Below are 26250 nucleotides of genomic sequence, written 5' to 3' on the forward strand. Positions count from 1 at the left end.
TCAAGCACTGAACAAACGAGCTGCTGAATGTGGATTGGCCTTTTGATCAGAACCCAAATTGATCAATCGGGCTCGCCTCCGCTTTGGCCTGCACGCACTCTCAAGGCAAGATCCAGCGCGTGTCCTGTACATGCTTCACCGCGACATTTAACTCCTCCACTGTCGCGTACATGGGCACTTGGGCCTAGTTGAGCCAACCGAAGCCGAGATATCGGAACTGATCGGCTGGCACTGCCACTCGACTGGGGTAGAGCCCGCGAACGAATTCCTTCGACCAGTCATGGATCGTATACGCCTCAATTGTGTTGATCATCGCTTCGCAGCGCTCGATGCGCTCCTCGCGCGGCATTTCGATCGCTGCTGAAATCGCCGCCGCGATGTCGTCAGGAGAGGTCGGATCCACGTGCAGTGCCATATTTTCGTTGAGCTCCTCGGCCGCCCCCGCGAACTTCGACAAGACTAGCACGCCCGGATCGTTCGGATCTTGCGCAGCAACATACTCTTTCGCCACCAAATTCATACCGTCACGCAACGGCGTCACCACACCAACATCGGCGGTCCGGTAAAACCCGGCTAGCTCCACCTGCGAGAAGTGACCCTTCCTGTAGCTGATCGGCTCGCAGCCGTCGTCCGTTCCATGCTTAAGATTGACGTCTTCGACGAGGCTGGCGATATCGCGCTGATATTCACTGTATGCTGGAATATCGGCGCGCGACGACGTCCCAATCTGCAGGAGCGAGATGCTGTGCGGTTTGTTTGTCAACAGCAGGTCGAGAGCTTTGATCCGGTTGTCGATGCCCTTTGTATAGTCGAGGCGATCCACGCCGATTGCCAGTTTCGTACAGTTGAGCTTGTCCTGGATCGACGAGATCTCCTGTCGGTATTCCGCGAGCGACTCCACAGCGTATTCTGCGAACTGCTTCGGATCGATACCAATCGGAAACACCTGACAACGCGTGAGGCCTCGCTCCGAGATCACAACATCGCTCCTGCTTTCCATCCCAAGATGTACTTGGAGGCACGACAGGAAATTGTTCAGATCCCAGCGGGTCTGAAAGCCGACAAGATCGTACGCCAACATGGATTGCACGAGATCGAGATGATGGGGCACCTTCTCAATCACATCAGGGTTCGGCCATGGCGTATGTAGGACAAAGCCGATCGGCTGCTCAATCGTGAGCTCGCGCAGCTCCTTGCCGAGGGAAAGGAGATGATAATCATGCACCCAGATTGCGTCGCGCTTTCTAAGGCATGACAGGGCGCGTGCCATAGCGCGGTTGATCTCGCAATAGCTGTTATAATGCTCTTCCGATGCAGGTGACATCCGCTCGGTCAGCGAATGAAGCGCCGGCCACAGAATAGAATTCGAAAATTCATGATAGAAGCCGGCGTAGTGGGCGGCCGGCAGATCTACCTTTGCAACTTGACCTTTGCCGTGCTGCTCAAGAGGGGTTAGCTGCTCACTGCCGTCGGTTAGTGTTCCCGAGGCCCCCATCCAAACGGCGCCAGATCGTTCAACGGCCGGCTCGAGGGCCGCGGCAAGTCCACCCGTCTTTGGTTTGCCTGGGCCGAAGCTCGATACACGATTGGAAACAAGGACAAGTTGCATATCCGGCTGCTGGGCCGCCAAGCCGCTGCCGGCCTCATACCGGGCAAAGACACTATGACGGGAACGTTCTAGATCGGCTTGTATCGGCCGCCTCTGTGCGGCTTCACTCAGATGCGCTTCAAAAGCGGCTTGGCTCACTTTCAGCTGTTCCGTCCTGGCGCGCGACGTGCGAGGAGAAGCTGTACTTGCAGCGAAATTGACACTAGATGGGTCCATTCTAGACCTCCGATTGAGCAATCAGAACGGCTAGCTCGGGACTGCCCCTTTCTTATGTTAGCAGCTCGATCTTTCGAGAAGCTGACGAGACCTAGGTCGCCCGTGCCACGTTCATGTGGGGCACCTCTGCCGTTTCGAGATGGCCGGTCTGGCTCGGCCCGTTTGAATTGTCGGACGAGGTTGATACGACAGCACTGAGCAGGGCGGGCTTCGCCTGGCTCAAGGGGTGTGCCCACTCGAGGCGAAGAGACTGTTCATACCGATCAGTGCGCGCGATATCGACAATCAACCGTGTGAGCGACGAGGTCACAGTACCGCTCCCATGACATTGGCCGGTATCCGGTCCGCGCTCGCCTCGCCGCAAAGATGGGCATGCAGCGCGACCACGCATTGATCCGCGCTCCTGTTGTTACGCCGTCCCGGGACGATGGTGAGATCGGCAAGTTGATAGAACGGTTCGCGCTCGCGGATCAATTGCGTGATCTTGTCCCTCCGGTCCTCGGTCTGCAACAGCGGGCGGGTGGTGTCACGAGCAAGGCGCTTCCTGATCTCACCCGCGTCGGCATTGAGCCAGATCGAGACCCCTTTCTTGGCCACGCGGCGCTGCGTCTCCTCATGCATGAACGCGCCGCCACCGGTGGCGAGCACCACGGGTCCCCGCTCGAGAGACTCCGCGATCAAACTGGCCTCGAAATTCCTGAAATACTGCTCCCCTTTGCTCGAAAAAATGTCCGTGATCGACATGCAAGTCATCGCCTCAATCTTTTTGTCGGAGTCGATGAAAGGCAGCCCTAGTCTTCGCGCAAGATATGGGCCGATAGTGGATTTGCCGGAGCCGGGCATGCCGACGAGCACGATCGGCCGGCCGTCGAGGGCGGCGACAACATCCTTTGCAGTCGGTGATCCCTCGGGCGTCCCTGTTTGTTGGCCAGATCGCAGCGCAAAGGCCGCGCCGACGCCAGCTGCACGCGCCCCTTCGATTGAAAAGTGGGGAATGTTTCTGACACCCTCCGGGATCGCAACTTCTTTGCAGACCTCGCGCGTGAGCTGCGCGAGCTGCTCCATCTTGGCGGGATCCGGTGTATCGCTTCTGCTTCGTCGCTGGAGTTCCTTATAGGTGTTGTGATTGGCCATTTTGGCCTTGTAGCTGCCCGGCGTATGAAACTCCGCCTCGAAGCGGTAACCATCCGGCGTGGCGAGCACAGTCTTGATGCCGACAAAGGTCGGAGCGCTCATCCTGAACCAGTTTGCTGTGCTGATTTCGGTGTAGCCTTGCTTCTCAAACGACAGAATGGCTTTCCGGAAGGCCTTTGCAAAATCCTTATCGGGCACTTCAAAGACATGGCGCACGGCGTTGCTGATCAGCTGTGAGGCGCCTTCGGGGACATCATTCACAACCATAAGCTGGTCTCTGAGGGAGCTTTCTGTCTTCAATCGACGGCCGAGATGGGGCATCTTCACATCGATGCCCGTTTGCCGGAGATCCTTGGCAACCTGAAGCGCCACCGCAGTGATCGCCTTTTCTTCGACTGCGGCGCGCGCCACCTCGGTTTGGGCGCGCTCCGAGGCCAGTTCGCGAGTTAGCGTCAATTTGATGGCACAATCCTCGGCAGGCTGCCGGTCAAAGGGGCGAGGCAAAATCCCTTTCTCCGCAGCAAGATTGATCGAGGCCTCCATGATTGAAGCCGCCAATGTGGGATTGTCCTTCAGATCCTCCAAAGTCGTGTCGACATTGAACATCCCGTGATTGAGGGTCGCCGCCAGGCTCTTGACATAGGGCACCGACTTCAGGCCTGGCGCCTGCTGCAGGAGGCTCTGGAGCCCTTGGCTTTTCTTCATAAACAGCTGGACGCTGGTGTCGGATTTAAAGGCGTCCGTTCCGACCTTGATGCCGAGGCTCAGGAGGTTGCCTGCGCTTTGCACGAGGTCATCGGCAATGTACCCATCCGGCCGTGGACTGATGCGCGGAGGATAGTTGTCTAGCAGCGCCTGGATACGCTCGCGCGGGTGAGTGGCCGCCGGATAGGTCTCCGCCAGGTTTGGAAAAAGCTCTGCAAGCGCCGGGCTCACCGTCAGCTTGGTATCGCGCGCGCCTTCGACTGTTTCGGGCAGCACCTGCTCATCCATGCTTGCTGCCCATGCCTCAAGGTCGGTGACGAGGAACTCGGCAATTTCGTGGGCGACTGCATGGTCTGCAAGCTTGATCTCGGGCCTCGCTCTGTCGAGCATGTGCTCGACATCCTGGGCGCTCACCTGCTCCTGGGTCAGTAATTGACGGATGTCGCGCTGAAGTTCGTGATGAAACCCCTCGAAAGTTCCAAACACGGCGCGCTCGGCAAACCAACGTCGTGCTTGATGGGATTGCGCCAGAAAACTCCGCTGCAGGCCGCTATAAGTCTCCAAAGTATCCCGCGTCGCCGCGAGGATCTGGCTGGCACGACTGAATTTGTAATCATTGCCCTCGATTGCCGGCGTATGCGACTTTGGTGGTTTGAGCGAGCGAACCCCGCGGGCTTGCTCCTTGTCATCGAACAGGTGAACATGCTCATAAAGCTGCGGCCGGTCACCGACGATCACAATCGTATCTCCGTCGAAATCACCGTCGAGCTTTTTCTGCTCACCGGTCGGGACGGCGACCAACGAGCCGGGAGCGAACACCTCGGTCGCCTGCAGGATGCCGACGCAGTCGACCAGCGTGTCCGCCTTGACGCGGTCCTTGCGCTCGGTCCAGCTCGAATGGCATTTGACGTCCTCAGCCGACATCACCAGGCCACGATCGGCGTAGTCGGCCGGCCACAGCTCGTCCGGCACCACAATCAGAATGCCTTTGGCAAAGAAGCTCGGATCGTCGGCCGCCAGTTGCTCCCGGGACTTCTCAGCGACGCTGAAGCTGTATTGCATGGCCACGCATCTATCGAGGAATGCCGCAGTCGGGTCCCCATCAGCTGCTGACTTGACGCGTTTGTAGTCAAGCGGGCGCAGGTTGGGATTGTCATAGGGCGACCGCCCGATCAGCACGCCTCCCGTTCCCGTCAACGTCTCGCTCTTGCGCTGTGACACATGGAGGTAATCGTCACTGGACGGGACGGCAACCGCGCCGGATCCATCGATGTGGCCTGCTGTCACCATACGAAAAAGATGCTCGCCTATCAGGCTTTCCCCTCCTCTGCTCTCCAGCCAAGCCTTGGCTTTCTCGCGCGCCTCGCCCGCCACTCGCTCACTACGCGGATAATGTTGCAGCGCCGAGGCCGGTACGAACGATCTGCTTGCTTCGCCATAGGCTGGCATCCGATCGGAACCTTCCTTCGGGCCGGCACGGCGAACGGCGAGCATACGCTCGGCGAGTGAGGCCTTGATGAAGCCACAGCCGTCATGCGGTCGCAGAGCAATCGGGCCTTCCGGTCCAATCAGTCTGAAGGGATGCGCCTCGTTGGCCGGGCGGTCTGGCGCCAGCAACAGCTTGAAGGCGCCCTCGAGCGCGTAGTCGTGAGGGCCGAGATCCTTGATTGCGGGGGGCGCCGCAAATCCCCTACGCTGAGTGTACCAATAGGCTTCTTTGAAGGGCGCCCAGGCGCGCATCAGCTTCTCGAAAGACGTGCCCGGAGCTGTTTCGGCATAGGGAATGGCGAGCAGCTTTCCTGCCGAAGATGCTATTGCCGGCTTGGCTGGAGCGCGGGCGGCGATCTCGAGCACGGTCGGTTTTGGTGCCTTCAACTTGCTGCCGCCGAACAGGTCCATGCGGTATGGCACCCCCTTATACGTGAACGTGCGCGCCAGCATGAGGGCGCTCGGCTTTGCTGGCAGCTGGACGGCGACCACCTCGATCGCCCCTGAGGTCAGCCGATGAAAGATCGAGTATCGTGTCTCGGGATCCGTGGCCAGAGGCCGTCCCTGCAGGTCGACCACCGGCAACCGCATCAGACCAGCGTTGCCCTGTGGGGGCCTCGGCTCGTGATCCATGGCTCGCAATACCTCGTGAACATCGAATATGGACGCAGGATATTTGTCCTGGATCGTTGCGGCGTTCTGCTCGACGAATGCGTCCAGCGCATCGACCGGGCTCTCCGCCTCGATTTGCGCGATCAGGTTCCAGCTCATATTGGAAAGATCGCCCTGGATGAGGTCGCGCGTCCTGGCCAGGGTCTCTTTGGTACCGTGCCGCAGCTCTTGCTGCCTCTTGCGCAAATCGGCCTTCTTGCCCTCGATATCCGGTCGCTTGAACATGTTCGCCAGGACCGCACGAGCCTTCATCATCTGATAGATCGAGAGCGCAGGACCGCGACTGGCGAGCGGCCCACGGGTTCGCTCTGCCGCGCTTGCATTGAAGTGCGCCGCGATCTTTTGCTCCACGACCGGCTGGAGATCGTTCAGCAAGTGGAGGGCCACTCTGCGGTGCCAGCGCAGGTGCGCGCTGCGCGCCAGCGGCATCAGCGCGGCACAGAGATTGCCTATGGTTTCGAGGTTATTCTCGGCGGCAAAACCAGGGGCACGATGCAGTTCGTTGAGCCGATCCAACCCGGTCGGGGCGAGTGAGCCCAGATCCTCGAACAGACGAGCCTTCGCCAAGGCCTTGAAAATGCTGGCGAGGGTCCGAACATCGCTCTGCTCCAGCCGATCATTGTCGTAGTGAAGGTGATGGGCCAGCTGATGCAAGCGATCCTTCAGCAGAGCGGTCTCTGTGATCTCGCCCGCCTCCTCTCCTCTCACGATACTTCGCCCCAGGGCATTGGCGATCATGCCGAACTGAGGCGTCGTGAAGGTACCGAAGCGTTGGCCTGCCCGGCCTAGTCCGCGTGCGACATCCACCAGCGCCCGGTGACACGCTGCGTCGTCGGGCCACTTGCTGAAGCCATTTATCAGATGTGCCATCTGCTGCGGCGTGAAATCGGAGAGCGCGCGGCGACCGACCTCACCCGCGATTACGGCCGCGGCTTGGCAAGTGTCCGGGTCTTCCGACCACTTGCTGAATCCGTTCACCAGATTCGCCAGCGCCTGCTGAGTAAAATGGGACAGTTGATGGCCACGGCGACGGACCTCACGAGCGATTGCGACCGTCGCTTGGCCCGTGAATGCTTCTTCGGGCCATTTGCTGAAACCATTCGCCAGATTCGCCAGCGCCTGCGGGTCAAAACGCAAGAGCTGGGACGGCACCCGACCGGCGATTGCGACGGCAGCCTCGCGACAGCCCACCGCGTCCGGCCATTTGCTGAAGCCGTTCACCAGCTTCGCCAGCTCCTGCGGGTCAAAACGCAAGATCTGAGACGGCACCCCACCTGCGATTGCGACGACGGCCTCGCGACAGCCCACCGCGTCCGGCCATTTGCTGAAACCGTTCACCAGGTTCGCCAGGTGCTGCGGGGCAAAACGCAAGAGCTGGGATGGCACCCGACCGGCGATTGCGACGGCAGCCTCGCGACACTCCACCGCGTCCGGCCATTTGCTGAAACCGTTCACCAGGTTCGCCAGGTGCTGCGGGACAAAACGCAAGAGCTTGGCCGGCACCTGACCGGCGATTGCGACGGCAGCCTCGCGACAGCCCACCGCGTCCGGCCATTTGCTGAAACCGTTCACCAAATTCGCCAGCGCCTGCGGATCAAAACGTAAGAGCTGGGACGGCACCTGACCTGCGATTGCGACGGCAGCCTCGCGACAGCCCGCCGCGTCCGGCCATTTGCTGAAACCGTTCACCAGGTTCGCCAGCGCCTGCGGGTCAAAACGCAAGAGCTGGGACGGCACCTGACCTGCGATTGCGACAGCGGCCTCGCGACAGCCCGCCGCGTCCGGCCATTTGCTGAAACCGTTCACCAGGTCCGTCAGCTCCTGCGGGGCAAAACGCAAGAGCTTTGACGGCACCTGACCGGCGATTGCGACGGCAGCCTCGCGACAGCCCTCCGCGTCCGGCCATTTGCTGAAACCATTCACCAGGTTCGCCAGCGCCTGCGGGTCAAAACGCAAGAGCTGGGACGGCACCCTGCCGGCGATTGCGACGGCAGCCTCGCGGCAGCCCGCCGCGTCCGGCCATTTGCTGAAACCGTTCACCAGGTTCGCCAGGTGCTGCGGGTCAAAACGCAAGAGCTTGGCCGGCACCTCACCGGCGATTGCGACGGCAGCCTTGCGACAGCCCGCCGCGTCCGGCCATTTGCTGAAACCGTTCACCAGATTCGCCAGGTGCTGCGGCTCAAAACGCAAGAGCTTAGACGGCACCTCACCGGCGATTGCGACGGCAGCGTGGCGACAGCTCGCCGCGTCCGGCCATTTGCTGAAACCGTTCACGAGGTTCGCCAGTTCCTGCGGGGCAAAACGCAAGAGCTGGGACGGCACCCGACCGGCGATTGCGACGGCAGCCTCGCGACAGCCCGCCGCGTCCGGCCATTTGCTGAAGCCGTTCACCAGGTTCGAAAGCGCCTGCGGAGCAAAACGCGAGAGCTGGTACGGCACCTCACCGGCGATTGCGACGGCAGCCTCGCGACAGTCCGACGCGCCTGGCCATTTGCTGAAACCGTTCACCAGGTTTGAAAGCGCCTGCGGGTCAAAACGCGAGAGCTGGTACGGCACCTCACCGGCGATTGCGACGGCAGCCTCGCGACAGCTCGCCGCCGAGGAATGTCGGCCGAACGATAATGCGAACAGAGAAAGTGCGATGGGATCGATTTGCTTCATAAGCGCCTTGTCGAGGCGCGACAACCGAACCGCTAAGGCCTGGCAAGCTCTTATGCCGGCCTCACCTCCAGCTTCCCGGCTCAGCTCATTGCATGTCGTGGCGTATCCCCACGAGGACCGGATATTTTCCTCCAACAGCGGCACAAATCGAGCATCGAAACGGCCAGCTGCGGTTTGCAGAAAGTCTGAAAGATCCTGCCTTCCCAGCTGCTTGCTGTAACGTACAACTGCGCGTGAGAAAACGCTGATGTCGCGAGCGCTGGCGATTTCCCTTAAGGCGGCATTTAGTTCATCTGAACGTCTAGAATGCCTTTCCGGTATTCCAACTTGGACATTCTGCGCGGCAGCATTGTCGATATGCGACCTCCCGGTTCGGCCACTTCGGTCAGAGATGGATTGGCCATACGGCGCCAGCCTGGCTGTTGGCGGGCGGTCAGTGGCCCGATCGGCGCGTCGCCGGTCGCCATCCGAAGCCGATGGATTAATTTCCAGATTGGCTGCGCCACGATCAGGTCCATGGGCTCGCTCCGAGCTCCCAGGCTGGAATGGTTGCGCAGGCGCATCGGCTACGCACCTTCCCAGTCTATCACTTCTCTCAGACACGGACTGCGTGTCCAGTGGGCGTCTGCTCGCGTGCGAGCTTTCAGCCTCTCGATCGTCGCGCCAGAACTCCTCGCCACTCGGATGCGAGAAGCCCGCATCTCGCCTTGGTCTCCCACTGTACGTTCTATAAGGCCGCTGCGGGCCCGGGGTTTGGACACTCTGGGCAGACGCATCGTGGACGCGCCCCCTCCTGGTCCAGCCCCCCCGTGCGACGGGAGAGGGCGCCCTAGCGGGCTTTCCGTCTCTGGATCATCGCGCGGCAGTTCCCCATCAGTTCGCGACGAGCCGGCTTCCGGCAAGGAGCGCAAACGACGACGACTTCCACCGATTGCGGCCTGCAACGCGACCCCGAGGAGCCGATGTGCACCGGAGGAGGGAGCAGCAAATCGGCCTGCACCGCTGTCGCGCTGCATGCTGCGAGAATCCGAAGGACCTGAATCCTGAAGCTCGGACCGCATCCGATCCACAATGGAACCGAACGATGGCCCCTCTTCACCAGGAGCACAAGCCGGTTCAGCGCTAGAACCGTCAGCGCCTCGACCTTCAGCGGCACCAAATTCCGAAATGGGCGACTTGTCGCGCTCGTCAATGCGTCTCATTATCTTTATCCAATGTACCTGGATGCCCTGCCCTGACGAGTGCGACAGCCACTTGTCGGCTATCGACCGCTATCCTCGTGGTCTGATGAGTTACCGAATGGGCTCGCCGAATCAGCGACCGCCAAACACGCGGAGCTCTTTGAATTGCATGCTCCCCTTTAGGCACAAGAGACTTCGAGCTCGCGGTGAACGTCAAGCGGAGCCAAGTACGTCCCTTTTTCGCTGCCCATTTGCTGACCGATTGCCGTGATTCCTGCGCCCTTCGATTGCCGATCGGCAAGGCGACAGGCGTCTTGAAGACTGACAATGATGTGCCCATTCCGATCACCTAGAGGCTGGCTCGCGATCAGTATCGTGTATGGTGCAGTCGAGCGACGGACAGCAAGCGCAACTCCGATTAGGGCCAGCAAACCGAAAGTAGAACATAGTACAAAAGAAAACGGTTGCTTCATTCGTCAGTGCTTTCGCGGGCATGTCTGCGCGGACTGTACAACTTGACGCAGGGTCCGAATTCAAGCTCTGCGCTCTATGTCGCGTGAGTGGTCCTCATGGACTTTCGTCGCTCTTCCGTCATAGGCTTTGCGGCGACGCGCACCCGAGCCAAGCTCGGCTCTGTTGGATGGCCAGCGGCGCTCGCAGTTTGAGAAATCGACGGAAGGCCAATACCTCGGTCAAAATCAGCTATGAGCCCATCGCGATCGAAGGTTTTGCGTTTGTTGACTGCCCCACCTAACGCATCCTCGATGCGTTTGCTTACGAACAGCTGACGAACTCCAGCAGGATCCAGGAAACCCACGGCGAACGCAGGATTCTCCGATCTTAGCGCGAGTGGTCGCCGGCTTTGGCAGATGTTGTGGGGGAGCGTTGACGACTGCCTGATGATGAATCCACAGAGCAAGTTCAGAAGCACTATCGTCGTTGCAGGATCACAGGTCGAAAGGTTCGAAAAACGCGACGCTCGCAAGATCTGATTTGGCCGCGACGGACAATGCGACAACCAGCATCGTCGAAATTCTCTGTGCGGGCGCTGATCGCTTCAATGAGACAATGACCGGTTGCTATATGAGTTTATTGCGACCATTCCTTTAATCATAGATCATCGAGTTGCGCGTCATGAAAAGAATTATCGATCCCGTAGGTCATTCTGCATCGGGGCATATCGACGCTGGCGCGCGCTCGGACATGATGACGCGATCCGCGTCCGGATCGTACAATGCGTGTTTCCCCGAAAGCTTGTTTCTGCTTTTCGTTTACGGTAAGCACATAAGCCGCTGATCGAAAGATCAAATGCAATGGCGACGGATGTGATTTTTCGCTAGCGGTTGGTCCTTAGAGCTACTTCGAAATCCGAGATTCGGCATAAGGCTATTTAATTGGAGAACGGCATGAAACGAATGGACAAGGGTGGTCAATTTGTTTCGGGGACCGGCAGCGTCCGCCTTGCACCCAACACACCAGGAACAAAGAAGCTTACGGCGACGATGAAACGTCGTGCCTTGAAAGCTCGCAAATCTGAGCGAAAGCGCGCCTCGTCTTCTTAAGCGGAACATGCTCGGCGCCTCGCAGGCGATCCGAAACGCGCCGCGTGTTGCCGCTTCAATGGCGAAACCGGCGGAGTTGCGCCCCGAATGCAAGGGCGCCTTATACCCTTCGTGGCCTTGATCCCAGACGGCAACGCGCGGCTTTTGCAAGGGAGAGTGCTGCGCTCGACCGCGCCAGTGCCTCATGCCTTATCGGTCCAGCCGATGTTCTGGCAGCTGCCGATCGCATCGGTCCCACCACCATGTGCGTTGATATCGATCCGTTGGATACTCTGCAAAGAGCGAGATGTTCGGCACGGGCCAATGACTTCACCTTGGTCCGCAGGGCTGCCGAAGGCCTCGACCGTTCTGTCGAACAGATCGTCACGTTTTTGCACAAGCGCCGTCTCTTTCGGTCACAATCCGCCAGGAGTTCGCGCCGGCGCGATCACAATGATCTGAACGGCTTCCGACCGCGCTTGCATGCTGATTTCTTGAGGTTCGGACACCGCGGCTCGCGACGGCGGTATCCTCCAGCATGTCTCTATAAGGGTGACCTCACCCAAGTCGCAGGTTCTCAGCAGACGCTTTACCCGAACTGCCGGTCTTCAGTTCGTAGCTGATCTTCGCCCCCTCCGCGAGATCCGGGTAGCCAGCCTTTTCAACGGCACGCATGTGTACGAAGACCTCGGGGCCACCATCATCCGGTTTGATGAAGCCATAACCTTTGCTCGGTTTAAACCATTTCACAGTACCAATTGCCATTATCAAACTCCTAAAATGAACCCTTGCGATCTAGCCAAACTCCAGCAGGGGCACAAGCCCCGGGTTGCGTCCGTTTGGCAAGGCTTATGCGCGGAGGCAAAGCCAGATGTCCATTGGAGCGGACCATCTCGCTTAGCGCCGGACCTAGCTCCATCAGGCGGTCACCAGCCAAAGGCGCAGAGGATTCGTCCATCTTTTCGCACAAGCGCAACAATACTCATGGACCGTGAGCGCCAATCTGATTATCGATAGCTTATGGCATCACCTCCACCTGGAGAGAATCCGGCCACGGTCGTATCCTGCGCTGCCTGCGACAGATCTCCTCATGAGCCCCCTCCGGATCTTCGATCCGCGTCGCCGGCAACCGTAAAGCAGGTGCGCACGACCTCGTGGAGCGTATGCGTTTTGACGTCTATCGTCGTATCCAGCCCTAAGGCACGCGATGATCACGATGACATCTTCGAATCGGCGGCGTCAGACGCCCTCGTAGATGTCGCCCCTGGCGCCGACCGAATCGATGGTCTCGGTGACCTTGTTGTTGCCGGATGTGATCAGCGAACTCTCGGAGAAGAACACGTCGTGATGCAGCCTGCTGCAATTCGTGGGCTTCGACGTCTGCCGCGAATGCTACATCCATGACGCTGACGCCCCAGGTGGACGCGCTCACGTGCAATGAAAAAAAATCACCCTCAAGCCGCCACGAAAGCGGGGAAGGCAAGACAGAAAGGCGTAAATTTGGGCATTGCCTTACCGAGATAACAGCAGCCTGACGCCTGCAAAGAACAGGATGGTCGCAAGAACATATCGCGTGGCCCAATCGTTCATCCACCGCAGCCCGATGCAGGTTCCCAGCATGGTTCCAAGAGCCGCACCGCATATGTAGATGGCAATCTCTGGGTTCACTGACTGACCGGACAGCAGCACCCCCACCAGCGCGACTACCGAATTGCAGAGGATGAATGGCGGTGAGAGCCCAGCAGCCTGCCTCGGAGAGACCCAACCAAGCATCAGGATCAGTGGGACGAGAAAGACGCCACCGCCAATTCCCGTGAATCCGGAGAGCAGGCCCGTGGCAGCGCCTACCAGCGCGGCACGACCAAGCGGCACCTGAGGATGCTTGACATGACCGACACGACGCTTGAGCAACATCAAGAACGAGGCTGCAATCAGCAGCGTACCGGTCATGATATGGTAGAGCGATCCGCCGATCGCCAGCAGCCCGCCGATGAAGGCCGTCAACATTGACGGAATCGAGATCTGCCAAAGCAGATTCCATTCAATCTTTCTGTGCCGATGCAGCCTCCAAGTCGCATAGCTGGCGGCAACAACGTTTAAGACAAGTGCAGTCGGGCGCATCTGCTCGGCCGAAAGGCCTGCAAAGGCCATGACTGCGAGAAATGCTGTTCCCCCAACTTGGCCGGCGGTCGAGTACAACAGTGAGACCAAGCCTATCAACACGGTGACGAGCAATGTAGACTGCATGGTCCGGAATGGCCTGGAGACAAGAGAGAACAAGGTCCATGCTAGTCCATTTGCTGGTTGGCTCACTTGAGCTTTCGCAAAGAGCAGCACGTAATTGGCACGCATTGCGCGTCATTGTGATCTTTCAGCGCGCTGCGAAACCTGGCGCTCAGCGGCGAATGACGGCCCGCTTCAAATGAAGCCGCGTCATGTTCGAAGGCCGACAACCCTTGTCGGCAACCGACATCCAAAACGCCGTTCTTGTGCGGATGATCGCAAGGCTAAATCATCGTAAGGAACCAGCAAATCGATTGGATCACGGTGCTGAGTCGGGCGCCCCATCAGCAGCGTGGGGTCTCGCTAGCGAACAGCGATGAGCACTCAAGGAGAGCGCCTGCCGCCGTCGATCCTGACTGCCCAATCATGTAAACTTCAGCCTACTAAGCCACCGGGCCAGTACTGCCCTGGCCGAACAACCGGTAGCGCCAGGGCGGGTGGCCGAGGCGCTGGACGAACTCGTCGACTGTCTCGATACGGTCGCGGCGCTTAAGGGCGAGGCCTGAAGCGAGCACCCGCCATTGCACTGGCGAAATGGTCCGTGGCGGTGCCGGTGTGAGGTTCACCTTGAGTGCCTCATCGGCTGCCCGCTGCGCATAAGGATGGGCGCCAGTCAGGGCCAGATAGGCCACCACCGCGAGAGAATAGACATCGTCGCTCTCTGCTGGCGGCTCTCTCATCAACAGCTCTGGCGAGGCATATGCCGGTGTCAGCAGGCCGATTTGGTCGAGTATGGCTCTGGCCCTATCGTCTTGCGCCGGAACGTCGAGCATGAGCGCTGTCCCACAATCCAGAATTTTGATTTCGCCCGTCGAAGTTATGACGATGTTGGCTGGTCTGAGGTCGCCATGGACGATGCCTAGACGGTGCATATGCGCGAGCGCCTGCCCGACACCACGGACGATCTGAAAGGATAGCGAGGGCGACAGCGGCTGTCCCTGACGATCGGCCAGGATGTCCGCTAGCGAAGGCCCCTTGAGGAGCTCCATAACCAGGTAGTGATACTTGCCGTCGTAATCGGAATCGTAGATTTGCACCAAATTTCGGTGCATGCAGCTACGCAAAAGGCGCGCCTCGCGATGCAGCAGCTCGACAGATTTCTGGCGCATCTTCGAATGCGGGTGAATGACCTTCACTGCCACTTCTGGATTTTGTTCGCGCGCCCACAGGCCGATCCGATCGATCGCACGATAGACTGTACTGGCGCTCCCCTCATTGATCACCTCTAGCAGGTCGAAACGACCGCCAAGCACGTATCCCAGGGGCGCAGCTGGATTCACTGTGTAGCCCCAGCCAAGTGATCGACGGTCGTATTGGTATCGTCGGTTGTCTCTTGCATGAGCAGGCAATGCAGGATCATTTCGAAGCCGATGCTACATATCGTGGACGTGTGGAACGGCCACTTGCGATCAACAGGAGGCGGAGTTTCGGCGTCTCGGTGGAAGCGAGTATTCCGCCAACTTGGAGCCGGCTGCATTTAGCCCTTTTATCCCGAAAACGGTTAGGAACCGCGCTCACAGCGTTGTCGTCACAGGTTATTCGGACAACGGAACGAACGAAGGACATTCGAGCTGAACGGATTGCTTTTACTTTCCGCGCGCAGCTCGTAAGTCACACTGGGTCGGTCAGCTCCGCCGATCGTGAAGGTGAAGCGATTGGAGGTGCCCCGTGAAGACAGCCGCGAGGCACCGACAAGCCGGAACAATGCCCAAGGACCTGAGCTCTCAATCTTCTCCTCGGTCCCATCCGAGGCGGTGAGTGTGATGGAGGCAGTCCTTGCTTCGGTTCGGGCCGGCCATTCGAGCTCGTAGATGCGCGGCGCCTCGTGACGATAGAAGATCTCCTTGCCATCCATGGCGAAAGTCGCGCGCCGCAGATGGGAGGCGAGATAGACAGGCTTGATGCTGAACTTAACGGCGGGCGCCGAGCCGGGGCCGCTGAAAAACGCCTTCCGAATCTCTTGCGCGCGCTGGAACTGAGCCAGGGCATTGGCATGGATCGGGACCGCAGCGCCGTCGATGGTCGCAAGCGCAAGGCCGTTTCGGCCCTTGACGACCAGCGGCGACAAGTATCTCTGAAAAAAGTCATCGAGAACGCCGCCGGGTCGGAACAAATCGCTAAAGTCCTTCAGTGCTATATCCTCAGTCGCCGTCGCATACATTGGATAGCGTTGGAAGATGGCAGCCGCGCAGAGCGGGACGACTTCTCCCACCCAAACTGCATTGACATAACCGTGCGCCTGTTTGAGCACGATGCTCCAAGTCGAGAGCGCGACGTCATTCATGATGGTGCGGACGAGCTCCGGCCGCAGCGCAGAATCGGCGCGCAAGGCGCCGAAGGAATCGCGATCTGGATCTTTGGCGCGGCGCTGAACGAGCTGCAACGCTGTCCGGTCGGGATCCGGCGCCGACGCGATGTTGGCCATCGTCACATAAAGGCGACCGAAACGGTCGCGGATTTGATCCATGCCGGCCGGCTGTCCCGGGACTTCCGCCATGGTCAGTCGGGCCAGAGGCCAGAACGTTTCGGTGATGCGTGTTCCTGGCCAAGGCGCGTCGCCGAATGCTGCCGAAAACGCGGCGGACCCGGCAGCGCCTGTCTTGCCGGAAGTCATCTCTTGGGGTGGTGGCAGGTTTGTATGGTCGCGTACCAGGGAAATGATCCGCAGCAGCGCGCTTTGTGAGCCGGCGAGCCCACGCAAAATCACTGCGCCGCGCTGCATGTCGTCGAACTTGACGACGCGAATGTTGCTCAGGGCACTTGTCCAAATGCGAATATAGTCGTCAACATACCGGTCTATAACCTTCAGTGCGAGCTGCTGCGTATCGGCCGCGTCCAGGGGACTACCGGCAAGGATCCAGTCGTCGCTTTGCTCTTCTTTGATGATGAGCGGGAGACGGTGCAGCAGAAAATCGAGAAACCCGTCGCGCGTGAAGATGCCGGGGATGATCGCACCATTGCTCGAATAGAAAGGGTCGCGCTGTATAATGGCGGGAGATATAATCTGTGGAGTGCGCATCTCAAGCTCGCCAGAACCGAGCAGACTGGCAAGGTCGATCGGCCGGAGCTGGGTGCTCTGCGCTGCTTCACGCAACAAGCGGGTGTAGACGTGCTCGACGGGAGGGTGCTCCATCAGCCGCGAGCCGACCGCGATCACGAATTTCCGGTCAGTCGTGATGGGCTTCGGCAACAGCTCAAGCAGGCGTGAGAAATGCTCTTTCAACTCGTCCGATGATGTCGTATCGAGCGCGAACGCCAGTGCGACTTCGGTGAGCGCCGCCTGCTCGACCTTGCCGCGGTCGAAACGCCTCGGATTGCTCAGCATCAAATACGTGCGGAACGCTTCCTTGGCCTGATCTAACGAAGTATCGTTGCCCGCACGCAACAACGCCTCGATGCGGACAGCAAGCCTGCTGGCGAAAACGGGCAAGAGTCGATCGACCAGAATGCGGTCATAGGTCTCCTGCGCAGCCGGCGCCAGGGCCGGGGTCGCCGAGATGCCGAAGCCTTCAAGCAACCCATACGATGTGCCCTCGCTGGCAGCCTGAGGCAACCGGCGCGCAGCATTAAGGGTCGGCAAGAGCTGCTTCAGGTCCTGTGGTTCGTGGATTTCTTGAAGGTGCGCCTGCAACGTCTGTACGGCTATTCTGGTTTCAGCGATGCGCACTTCGCTTCGGGCGAAGGCATCATACCACTGGGCCAATGCAGCCACCGCCGGTATGACCGCCGCGATATAGAAGCAGCCATGCAGCACTCCGAGCTTGCGTTCGAGCCTCAAATTGCGACCGGCCAGGCCCTGCTCAGCGAAGATGACGTCGGTCAGCAACCGCTTGATGAAAAACGCCTTCCCCTGCCCGATTGAAGACAAGGGCGGCCCGGAGTGCAGACCAAACCTGCGGCTGATCGCTTCGCTGACCCGCTCGATCGGCGTGCCCTCCTGCGTGCCGCTGGTAAAGTAGACCCCGCGCAGCATCGGCCGCACCTCGAAGCGGCTCATGCGGAATAGTTCGTTCACGAAGCCGGCGATTGGCGCCCGGATGCTCCAGAATTCCTTCGGAAACGCGTACATGGCTGAACGGCGGCTGAGATTGCGTTCCTGCTGCATGCGAAAGGCCAGTTTGCTCTCGAGGCGCTCGACAAGCTCCTGAATCTCAAGGGTTACGACGTCACTGATGTGATCGCCCGGCGTATCGAGGGGAAAGGTCTTGCCCCAGACCTGAGCACGGCCTTCCTGGTCGAGATTGTCGAAGTATTCAGCGAAGCCAGACACGAGATCGCATTTGGTCACCAGAACATAGACCGGAATGCGCATGCCACACTTGTTCAGAAGCTCCTGTATCCGCGAACGGATTGAGCCGACGAGCCGCCGCCGCCGATTGTTGTCGCTCAGCAAGAGATCGGACAGGCTGATCGTGACCAGGACGCCGTTGATCGGCCGCTGGCGCCGATGCGCAACGAGAAGATCGAGAAAGCCGTGCCAAGCCGCGCGATCGACCTCGGCATGCGTATTCTGGATTGCACAACGGCTTGCGGTGTCGATAAAGATTGCTTCGTCGGTGAACCACCAGTCGCAGTTTCGTGTACCGCCGACCCCAGCGACCGGATCGACGCCGAGTCGTTCGGCCAGCGAAAGCTCGAGCCCTGAATTGCGCAGCATCGTCGTCTTGCCGGCGCCCGGTGGACCGATGACGATGTACCAGGGCAGCTCGAACAGATAGCTTGCGCCCCGCTTGCGGGCGAACACTGTATCGCGCAGGACTTTGAACGTATCCTCGAAGCGACTACGGATCAGTTCGACCGCCTCCCGACTATAATCGCTGCAGGACGAGACAAGGCCTTCGCTCTCCATCAGCGACTTGATGGCAAGCCGATTGGCGCGGCACGCCGACCAGCGTCGGACAAGGATGACGAGCATGGCCGCCGGGAAGACGGCGGCGATTGTGGCGGCGCAAATAGTCACTGACTGGAGCGGATATCGACCGAACAGGTCGAAAGAAGGTCCGCCGAACCAGATGAGCACACAGGCCGCCGACAAGCCGATCAGCGTCACGATGCCTCGGACCGATAAGCATGCCGCGAATTGCGCGCCGAACACCTGCAGCTCTCCTTAGTGCGGTCCGGACCGACCGATCAAGTCAAGCAGCTGCTCGACGGGCGCCAGTTCTCCGGAGAGGCGCCACCAAAAAAAGCCGTAACCGATGAGGACCGTGAGGGCGGCAGCCGTAAAGGCGATCTTCAACGGCACGTAACTGCACACGGCCGTGCGCGCACTGATGCCGTGCCATTGGTTCGATAGCTCGGCGGGCGGTGCACTCGCGTGGTCCCGCAAGCGACGCTCGAGCTCGCAGCGCAAATCTTCAAGTAGCTCGCGGCCGCCTTCGACCACGCGATATCTGCCTTCGAAGCCCATCAACAGGCAGATATTGATGAGCTTAAGCAAGGCGAGGTATTTGGCTGGCTCGGCCTGGATGTGCTCTAGTATATGAAAGACCTTGTCGCCGCCCCAGGTCTCGTTATGGAACTGGAGCAGGCTATTGTCACTCCAGGCGCTTTCAGCGCCCCAGCGCGTGGTCATCACGGCCTCGTCGACGAGCGCGCATATCACATAACGAGCGGCTATTACGTCGCTGGCCCGGTATTTCGCGGCCCGCTCTTCGAAGCGATGGATTTGCTCGACAATTCCACGATGCAACGCGTCGATATCGGCATTGTTGACGAATGGAAGCTGCGCGACGACCAAGAGGAGCGGTGCTGCTGCTGCGACCAAGGTGTCCTCCACCGCCTTTGGCTCGAAGAGGCCGTGGGCCACGATTTCGGCAACATTGACTGCCGAGCCTTCGCCGACGTCGGATGTGGGCCCTGGCGCATAAGGGACCGTCGGAGCGGCGACCTTCGGTTGAACAAGACCGGAAGGTTGCCCGCTTTGGCTGTCGCGGATTGGACCAGCTGGCCTCGGTCCAATGACTGTCGGCTCATCCATGTGCACGGATCTAGAAATTGCAGGTACAGCCAAGCCCGTGCTCCAGCGGCCCGCCCTCCGGTCCAAACGCGTGTGTTGCGTTACAGCCCAAGGCCTTCTCGCCGACAACTCGCAGTGTGGGATGCATCTCACACGTTCAGCCCTGCTCATCAGCACGGTCGTGCGTCACATGCGAATTGGCTGCGGTGGGATATCGCCCCCGCTGTCTGCAACTGTTGAACGTCGATCGGCTTGCTGATGCGCCAGAGGAGCTTCTGTCGTGCACTCAAAGTCCATTCGAGGACGCGCTGGCTCCCTCTCTCCGGAACGAGGCGCAGTGGCCAAGGAAAGGGAAGCATCGCTCGTCTTAGGCATCTACGTGCACCAGCCACTCAGTGTTGCGGCATCTTAATAGCAACGCCTGTGCCAGTGGCTTAAGACATTGATTTGGCTTCTAAACAGTGAGCTCAATAAAAGACGAAAGGTGTCCTCAGCCAAACAAAAGGCGGCGTGGTTTGTCAGAGAGCGGACAAGCATCGACATGGTCGAGACCTGAGATTTGTCCTTCCCCCAGGTCATCCATCCTTAGTTGAGCGCGCCGACAATCGCCTCTGCTGGCTCTGGATAACCATCAGACCCTCAGTTCGCACCCGTCATCCTGTCGCCCGCCCGGCATCGAGATCCAATTTTCGGTCTTTGCAGGCACGCCAATCGACTTCTTCCTTGTCGGCTGCCCAACGATATGAAGAGCGAGGATCTCAACTGCCGGACCGGCCTAATTCAAAAGCGGAGCGAGGTGTTGTCCTGATTCACTCGCTCAGCGAGCCGACGGTCTCGTCTTCGGGAGAGCCGCTCCTGCCAGCTCCATTAGCGCAAGCCGGGATGAGCCCGAAGCCGGTCCTGGAGGGACTGCCTGTTGACGACGAGATTGTCGAGATGCAGCCGCTCTGGCCACTCTCCTTGTGCCAATCGTCGAACCAGCGCCCGTGTGCCGTCGACCACAAAGACACCGCAGTCGTAGCTGTTCCGCTGCTGGGCCATGACCGGTGACTCAAGGCGGGCGCACAGCCGCCGTGCGAGCTGCGCTGCCGCTTCGTGGTTGTGTCCCCGGACAGAGTCGTAGTGATAGGCAACCGGTTCTCTTCGCGTGCGGCGATCAAGAAGCAGCAGCGACCAATGCTTGCCGACACTATTAGGATCCGTAGCATCGTTCACTGGCAGGAACAGGAAGTCGGCGGTATCATTACCGTTCGGATCGTAGACGATACGCTGGAATGCGCGCAGCATGTCTGACTGCTCGCCGAAGCGCAGTCGATAGTGGGCGATCAAGGGATCGACGAAATTCGTCCGGGCGGCGAGTTGCGGGTGGTCGCGCCGCAACTCTTGCGCTAGTAGCTCGTAATCCCCGTGAATATGCTCGTCGCCCAGCCATTCCATGGCGCCGAGCTCTAGTCCGTTATGGCCCCGGAAGGTGGCTGTCGGATCCAAAGCCCCGATCTTGATCTGGCCATCGACGGATGTACGCCGGGACGGCGCATAACGAGCATCATCACGCAGCTCTCGCGGCGTCGGCGCGTTCAGATCAACATAAGACTCTAGGCCGCTGTAGGTGTCTGAACGAGGCCTGGCAGGATGCACAGGCGCGAAGTCAGCATCATCGTGCAACTCGGACGGCGTCGATGCATTCAGATCAACAAAAGATTCTAAGCCGCTGTAGGTGTCTGAACGAGGCCCGGCAGGATGCGCCGGCGTGAAGTCAGCATCATCGTGCAACTCGAACGGCGTCGGCGCATTCAGATCAACGGATAGCGTGCCCTTACCCTGTGACAGGGGCCTGGATGGTGCTGCTGGTTCTTGCATCTGTTCATCAAACCAAGCCCTAGCTCCCGCGCTGGCTAGGCTTGAGGGAAGATCCTGCGCCGAGCCGGAATGCTGTCCGATCTGCGCGGCCGGCGAGATCGGATGCTCAGAGCCCGATAGCCCCAGTTCTCGGTTCGCCCTGACGAGTTTTAAGTAGCTGCGAAGATGCGACAAATCGGGGCCGTGTACTCTGGCTTTAGTCCGTAGGAATGCTACCACGTCATTGTCGAGCGATAACTGCTCCCTGCTGGAGCCGTTTAGTCGCCCGATAATGCTCCCTTTGCTATTGTCTCTAAGCCACGCACTCAGCGCACGAAGGCGTGTCGCGCGCTTTTGTGCAGCCTCCCTTAGCTTTGCAGTCGGATCTTTAAGATCGTTCAAGGCTTGGCGGAGCGCGCCCTCGATGAGCGGGGCATCTTCGGGATGAGGATCCCGGCGACGGGGGGCACCAAGAACTCGAGGTTGGGGGGCTTCGGCTTCTTCCCCCCACGCAAGAGCGTCCGGAGAACGTCTAGAGCCGATTTAATGCTGTTCTGACGATCACGGCCCAAACTCCTGTATGCCGCAATTTCCTCGTCCAGCGATGAACCGTCTCGCAGCCGGGAAGTTATAGGCCCCCTATAACTTGCGTTAATCCAACGAACGAATGCTCCAAGCTGGGAAACACTGTTCTTGATGGCCCCAGGGGTGAGCTTGCGCAGCTCGCTGTGTACACGAAACCTCGCCAAGAGCTCCGCGTCTTGGGCCGGGAGCTGCTCGCCGGTCAGCTGCTCCGGCGGCTGCAGGCCTCCGGACGCAGATATATTCAGTGTGCTCGGAAAGCTAGCACCTTCACGCAACAGGTAAGATGTCGACGAAATCTGGGCTGGGACAGCCAAGGGTGGCGCAGTCTCCGAGCTCGGCCACATGCTCCAATCAAAGTCGAGCGGCATCTGCCGTGGCCAGGGTCGAGATGGAGCCGATGGGTTCCTGCGGTCCAGCTTGTTCTGCCCTCTGGAGCTGCTCAGGCTGGATCAAGGCGGACCGTGATGGGCTGTTGGCCACGATCGCCGATCGCAGATTGTGAGCGTGTCCCTTCGAGAGGACCAGTGGCGAACTGACGGCGTCACGTAATGCGTCGTGCTGCCTAGCGGTGTCTGGGATCGCTGGGGCGTATTCGTGCGCACGCGAGAGCGTCGGAGCTTGCCCCTGCGATGGCGGCGTCCCCAGTTGATGCGATGGGATCTGCATCAGTTGCGACTCAACGGCGACGCCCTCGGGGTTGCTTAGCGTCTTCTGCCTCTTGGCTGATCTTAACTTCCCTGTGTCATGCTCCTCGCTGACGAGATTCTGCTCGCCCGTCACGAGTTGGCCGCGAGCTTCATCCGTCAATTCGTGGGCCTGATGGCGCCAGTTCAAGGGAGGCAGGGACTGTGCAGGATCCAGTGCCTGGCTATGCCGCGGCGGCTGAAGACTGGACGATGCACCGGCTTCGTCGGTCCTCCCAAAATATAAATCCTGATCGTCTCCCTCAGAGAGTTGCGCTGGCCAACTGAAGGCTGGCCGCGCCCCGCCCTGCTCAGCCGTGGCCTCAATGTCCCCGGTCCGGCGCGTGATTGACGCTACTCCGCACGGCAACTGGGAGGCGCGAAGACGATCTAGTGCGCAAAGAACGAGCCGCCTCTTACTCTTATCGAACACCGCAGCATCGCTGGCCAGCGACTCGTCGTTAAGTCGAGCAGCGATGCACGGTTTGTTGTTTGCAAAAAGCCACCGGCTGAATCTGCGAAGAGGACGAATATAATTCGCCTTAGCGGTGATCTCCTTGTACTCCGCTTCGACGAGTGCGTCTTGAAGTGCGGAAATCATCTGTGCGTCTTCGGAATAAAAAGGGGGAGCGCTGAGTTTTCTCGCTCCCTCACGGAGATGTTCAAGTGCCGCGCCGATACTTCTATGACCACCGGCGTCCTTGAAGCGCTTGATCTCTTCATTCAGCGCTTCTTCCTCATTCCATGTCTCGTCGTGAAGCCGCGCCGCAATGCCCGGCTGGTTGTTTGCACGAAGGTAGTGGCTGAAATCCGTGAGAAGAGTTGCATAGGTTCTGGCGGTACTTGCAGTTCCGGTCGTCACTGCCTGTTGTTTGTACTGTTTGATGAGAAGTCACGTCCTCGGGATAGGGAGCCAGGTCAGGGCGGCCAGCGATCGGCGCGATTCCTCCCGTCGACTGAGAAGTCCGCAGATCAGCTAATGCCCAACGGACGTTCGTCGTTCCACCTTTTGCTATGAACTCATCGACATCTTCGTCCATTAAATCGTCATGAAGCCGAGCAGCAATGCTGGGCTTTCTGTTTGCAAAGAGCCAGCGGGCGAAGCTGCGCAGATGACCGACGTTGCTCGTGGCGGTGCTCTCATCGGCTCCCCCTTTGAGGAGCGCCTGCTTAAGCCCGGGAATAAGGAGTGCATCTTCCGCATAAAGCGGCTTCTCGCTGCGACCTACCAACACCCCAATTGGCTGGCTCTTCTGCTGCGCTGAGCCGCCCGGCATCGCCTCATGCTCTCCGGTTGGCTCCAGAGATGACGCAGGGCGGGGCTCGTCCATGATCCCCTGAAATTGTTCCTGATCTCCCGCAGGAAGAACCTCTGGCCAATCGACAGCTCCATGCGAAGCGCTGTGCCCGACCGCGCGACCCACGACACGGCCCGGCTCCATGAGTGCCGCAGCGTTCAGCATTGTTCCTTCACCGTCCGGAGCCGGCGAATATGGGCGCCTGCTCGCCCGCATGACGGGCCGCGCCCCAGATCCTGTTGCATCCGCTTGGGCGCGGACCTGCATGAGCACGGGAGCGGATGGGCGAGCGACCTCGCTCAGCTGCCTCTGAAAGGCCGGCGCTTCTGCCGACGAGCCGGCCGCAGAGGCATCTTGCGCGTCCCCGCTATCCGTTTCCTGACGCACCCAATTCATTGAGACGAAATTCATCTGTACTCACTTCAATGAAAGGCCAGGAGCGCTAATCGTATACGCCTGGACCTGAGCCGACACATCGCCAGCATTTGAGGGCTTAGCTGAAAGTGCATTCCTGACATCTAACCCAGGAATAAACTGTGGTTATGGTCCCAACCTGTCGCACCAAGTGGCCGAGAATGGGCGCTGACGATCTTTCTCATTACGGTCCACATCCGCCGCCTGCCTACACGCTTAATGTCCCGCCTCAATTGAGCCGAGATGAACAGTGGCCAAGAAGTTCCCAAAGAGCTTGCGTGTTTGGTGGCGATGCGGCGGAAGTCCTTGAGCCCACAGAAGCTGCGCTCGAACACATTTCGAACGTTTCTAAGCAGGTTTGTCGAAGCGATGGATGACGATACGATCGTTGGGGATTACGGCCTTGGCGCGCAACGACGAGCTCAGCTCGCAGGCGGGTTGCCTTTGCCGGCGATGAGCGCGCGCATGGATGGGCGAGCGCCGATGTCGGCGTCGTGGCGCCGGGATCCAACAAAGGACGAGCGGCCGGCAGAATGGATCGCTCAGCGCATGGATTTTTGTCGAGCGGCCAAAGGAGCGGCCGATCGCCTGATTGTGCTTCCCCTTCCGCCGGAACTTTGATCGAGATCGAATCGAGTTCCGCGCGACGCAATCTTGCCAGCGCTGGAAGATTGCACCCCCCATCGCCCGTACTTGGCGCAATGATTGAGCGATCGTAGATGGTCTGCAAGGGTCATAACTTACGCGGAACTCGCGCCAGCCAGCACCTGATTGAGAGCATGTGAACGATGCCGCTGATGGTGGCGCCGATCGTCGGCCGGGCCAGTCCCGTCGGGATGAGGTCGATGCGCGCAGAGAATCACATGACGCTAATTAGGCGCATTCAGTTTGGTTGGTACGACAGCCAATCTGTGGCACCCGCGAAGAACGCTTTGAGAGACCATCGGGGGGCCTCGTCGTCAGTGAGCTGATGAGCGTATGGCTCGCGGCGTGTGGGATTGGCCCCGATGCCTGTTGACTTGTATTCGGCATAATAGGCCGTCCTCAGGGTCTTGGTCTTGCCGGGTGTCCATTCGCGCCAGCCCTCGGAGATCACGGGCGCATCTATATCGGCTGACAAGAAAATCACAGCAGCATAGGGGCGCCAGGCACGGCCGAGGGCAATATCGCGCGCGGCTGGATCGGCGCTCAACCTGCAATGATCGAATACGTAGGCGCTATCCTCGTCCGGCGATGCTCTACTTTGTGCGGTATAGACGACCGCATGGTTGGCGACACCATGCAACTCACAATGCCGGAAAGGCTTTGGCGTTGCCAAATATAAAATCGACGTGCCCCTCGATGTAGCAGTCCAGAAGTACTGGCGCGACATCCGGCCATCCGGCCCCTTGTTGGCGAACAGGGTATCCTGTGCGCCGAGCAGGCGGACCCGAGTGATAACGTCCTTATCTCCGGTTAAGGACAGCGCCACGGCCTGCGAAGGTGGATTAGCCGGATTGAGGGAGTAGTCGTTCTGGACGGTCAGGTTGTCGAGCCGAAAGTCGTCACCTGAAGCGTCCAGCGTCGCGGAATGAGAGGTTCCCCCAACATTGATTGCACCGTCGCCGTAGACAATAACCGTGTCATGCGGTCGCTTGCCGGTGCCTTTGATATGAACACCTGGTTTCGAGACTTTGACCTTCTCGCGATAGGTGCCCGGCGCGATCAGAATAGCGCCGCCTTGCGGCGGTAGTGCGTCTATGGCTGACTGCAGAGAGTGATAGGCCTTATCAGAGGCTTGCGAGACCAAAAGTGGCTGCGCAGATGCTTCCGAGAAGCGCAAACACCCAGCCAGCACTATTGCAAGCGCGAAAGCTCTCATCACGGTCTTACCTTCGTCGAGCCAAGTGCAGTATTTCGAGCACGCTCGGATGTTGCGCCTTGTGTCATCAAGCAATCCGCAGCGAAAGCCCAGGCCCCGTCAATGTGCATGGCACGGCAGC

Annotated in this window: 12 protein-coding genes; 1 reads left to right on the top strand and 11 read right to left on the bottom strand. The window is 59.5% G+C overall.

Annotation, left to right across the window (positions count from 1 at the left end; all coding sequences use genetic code 11):
- Window positions 1-184 precede the first annotated feature (184 nt).
- From ACSKB9_RS14755 to ACSKB9_RS14800, 10 genes are all read right to left on the bottom strand, one after another.
- The gene (locus ACSKB9_RS14755) at window positions 185-1747 is read right to left on the bottom strand and encodes an alpha,alpha-trehalose-phosphate synthase (UDP-forming) (RefSeq protein WP_438074010.1); all 1563 of its coding nucleotides are present in this window, start codon (window positions 1745-1747) and stop codon (window positions 185-187) included.
- Window positions 1748-2131: 384 nt separating this feature from the next.
- Window positions 2132-8485 (bottom strand): shikimate kinase, encoded by a 6354-nt coding sequence (locus tag ACSKB9_RS14760; RefSeq protein ID WP_438074012.1) that lies wholly within the window; start codon window positions 8483-8485, stop codon window positions 2132-2134.
- Window positions 8486-8769: 284 nt separating this feature from the next.
- Window positions 8770-9003 carry a hypothetical protein gene (locus tag ACSKB9_RS14765; RefSeq protein ID WP_411782077.1) on the bottom strand — a complete coding sequence of 78 codons (234 nt, stop codon included), beginning with the start codon at window positions 9001-9003 and terminating at the stop codon, window positions 8770-8772.
- A 2762-nt stretch (window positions 9004-11765) separates the two neighbouring features.
- A complete protein-coding gene (locus tag ACSKB9_RS14770) occupies window positions 11766-11972 on the bottom strand; it encodes a cold-shock protein (protein WP_438074014.1) in 207 nt (68 codons plus the stop codon).
- A 747-nt stretch (window positions 11973-12719) separates the two neighbouring features.
- Window positions 12720-13559 carry a sulfite exporter TauE/SafE family protein gene (locus ACSKB9_RS14775; protein ID WP_438074016.1) on the bottom strand — a complete coding sequence of 280 codons (840 nt, stop codon included), beginning with the start codon at window positions 13557-13559 and terminating at the stop codon, window positions 12720-12722.
- Window positions 13560-13873: 314 nt separating this feature from the next.
- Window positions 13874-14770 carry a serine/threonine-protein kinase gene (locus ACSKB9_RS14780; protein WP_438074018.1) on the bottom strand — a complete coding sequence of 299 codons (897 nt, stop codon included), beginning with the start codon at window positions 14768-14770 and terminating at the stop codon, window positions 13874-13876.
- Between the two features lie 248 nt (window positions 14771-15018).
- Entirely contained in the window at window positions 15019-18585 is a 3567-nt protein-coding gene (gene tssM, locus ACSKB9_RS14785) for a type VI secretion system membrane subunit TssM (protein ID WP_438074020.1), read from the bottom strand.
- 12 nt (window positions 18586-18597) lie between these two features.
- On the bottom strand, window positions 18598-19470 hold the full coding sequence (gene icmH / locus ACSKB9_RS14790; protein ID WP_438074022.1) for a type IVB secretion system protein IcmH/DotU: 873 nt from the start codon (window positions 19468-19470) through the stop codon (window positions 18598-18600).
- Between the two features lie 846 nt (window positions 19471-20316).
- Window positions 20317-21690: a Ulp1 family isopeptidase gene (locus ACSKB9_RS14795; RefSeq protein WP_438074024.1), complete on the bottom strand. Its 1374-nt coding sequence runs from the start codon at window positions 21688-21690 to the stop codon at window positions 20317-20319.
- A 534-nt stretch (window positions 21691-22224) separates the two neighbouring features.
- The gene (locus ACSKB9_RS14800; protein ID WP_438074025.1) at window positions 22225-23418 is read right to left on the bottom strand and encodes a hypothetical protein; all 1194 of its coding nucleotides are present in this window, start codon (window positions 23416-23418) and stop codon (window positions 22225-22227) included.
- A 1093-nt stretch (window positions 23419-24511) separates the two neighbouring features.
- On the opposite strand from ACSKB9_RS14800, the gene ACSKB9_RS14805 reads away from it, so the two are divergent.
- Window positions 24512-24889, top strand: a complete 378-nt coding sequence (locus ACSKB9_RS14805; RefSeq protein WP_438074027.1) for a transposase — start codon at window positions 24512-24514, stop codon at window positions 24887-24889.
- A 262-nt stretch (window positions 24890-25151) separates the two neighbouring features.
- On the opposite strand, the gene ACSKB9_RS14810 is transcribed toward ACSKB9_RS14805, so the two are convergent.
- Complete coding sequence (locus tag ACSKB9_RS14810; RefSeq protein ID WP_438074029.1) at window positions 25152-26129, bottom strand: pectinesterase family protein; 978 nt, start codon at window positions 26127-26129, stop codon at window positions 25152-25154.
- Window positions 26130-26250 lie beyond the last annotated feature (121 nt).

It is taken from the genome of Bradyrhizobium sp. BR 1433 (assembly GCF_051547665.1).
Lineage (GTDB): Bacteria > Pseudomonadota > Alphaproteobacteria > Rhizobiales > Xanthobacteraceae > Bradyrhizobium > Bradyrhizobium australafricanum.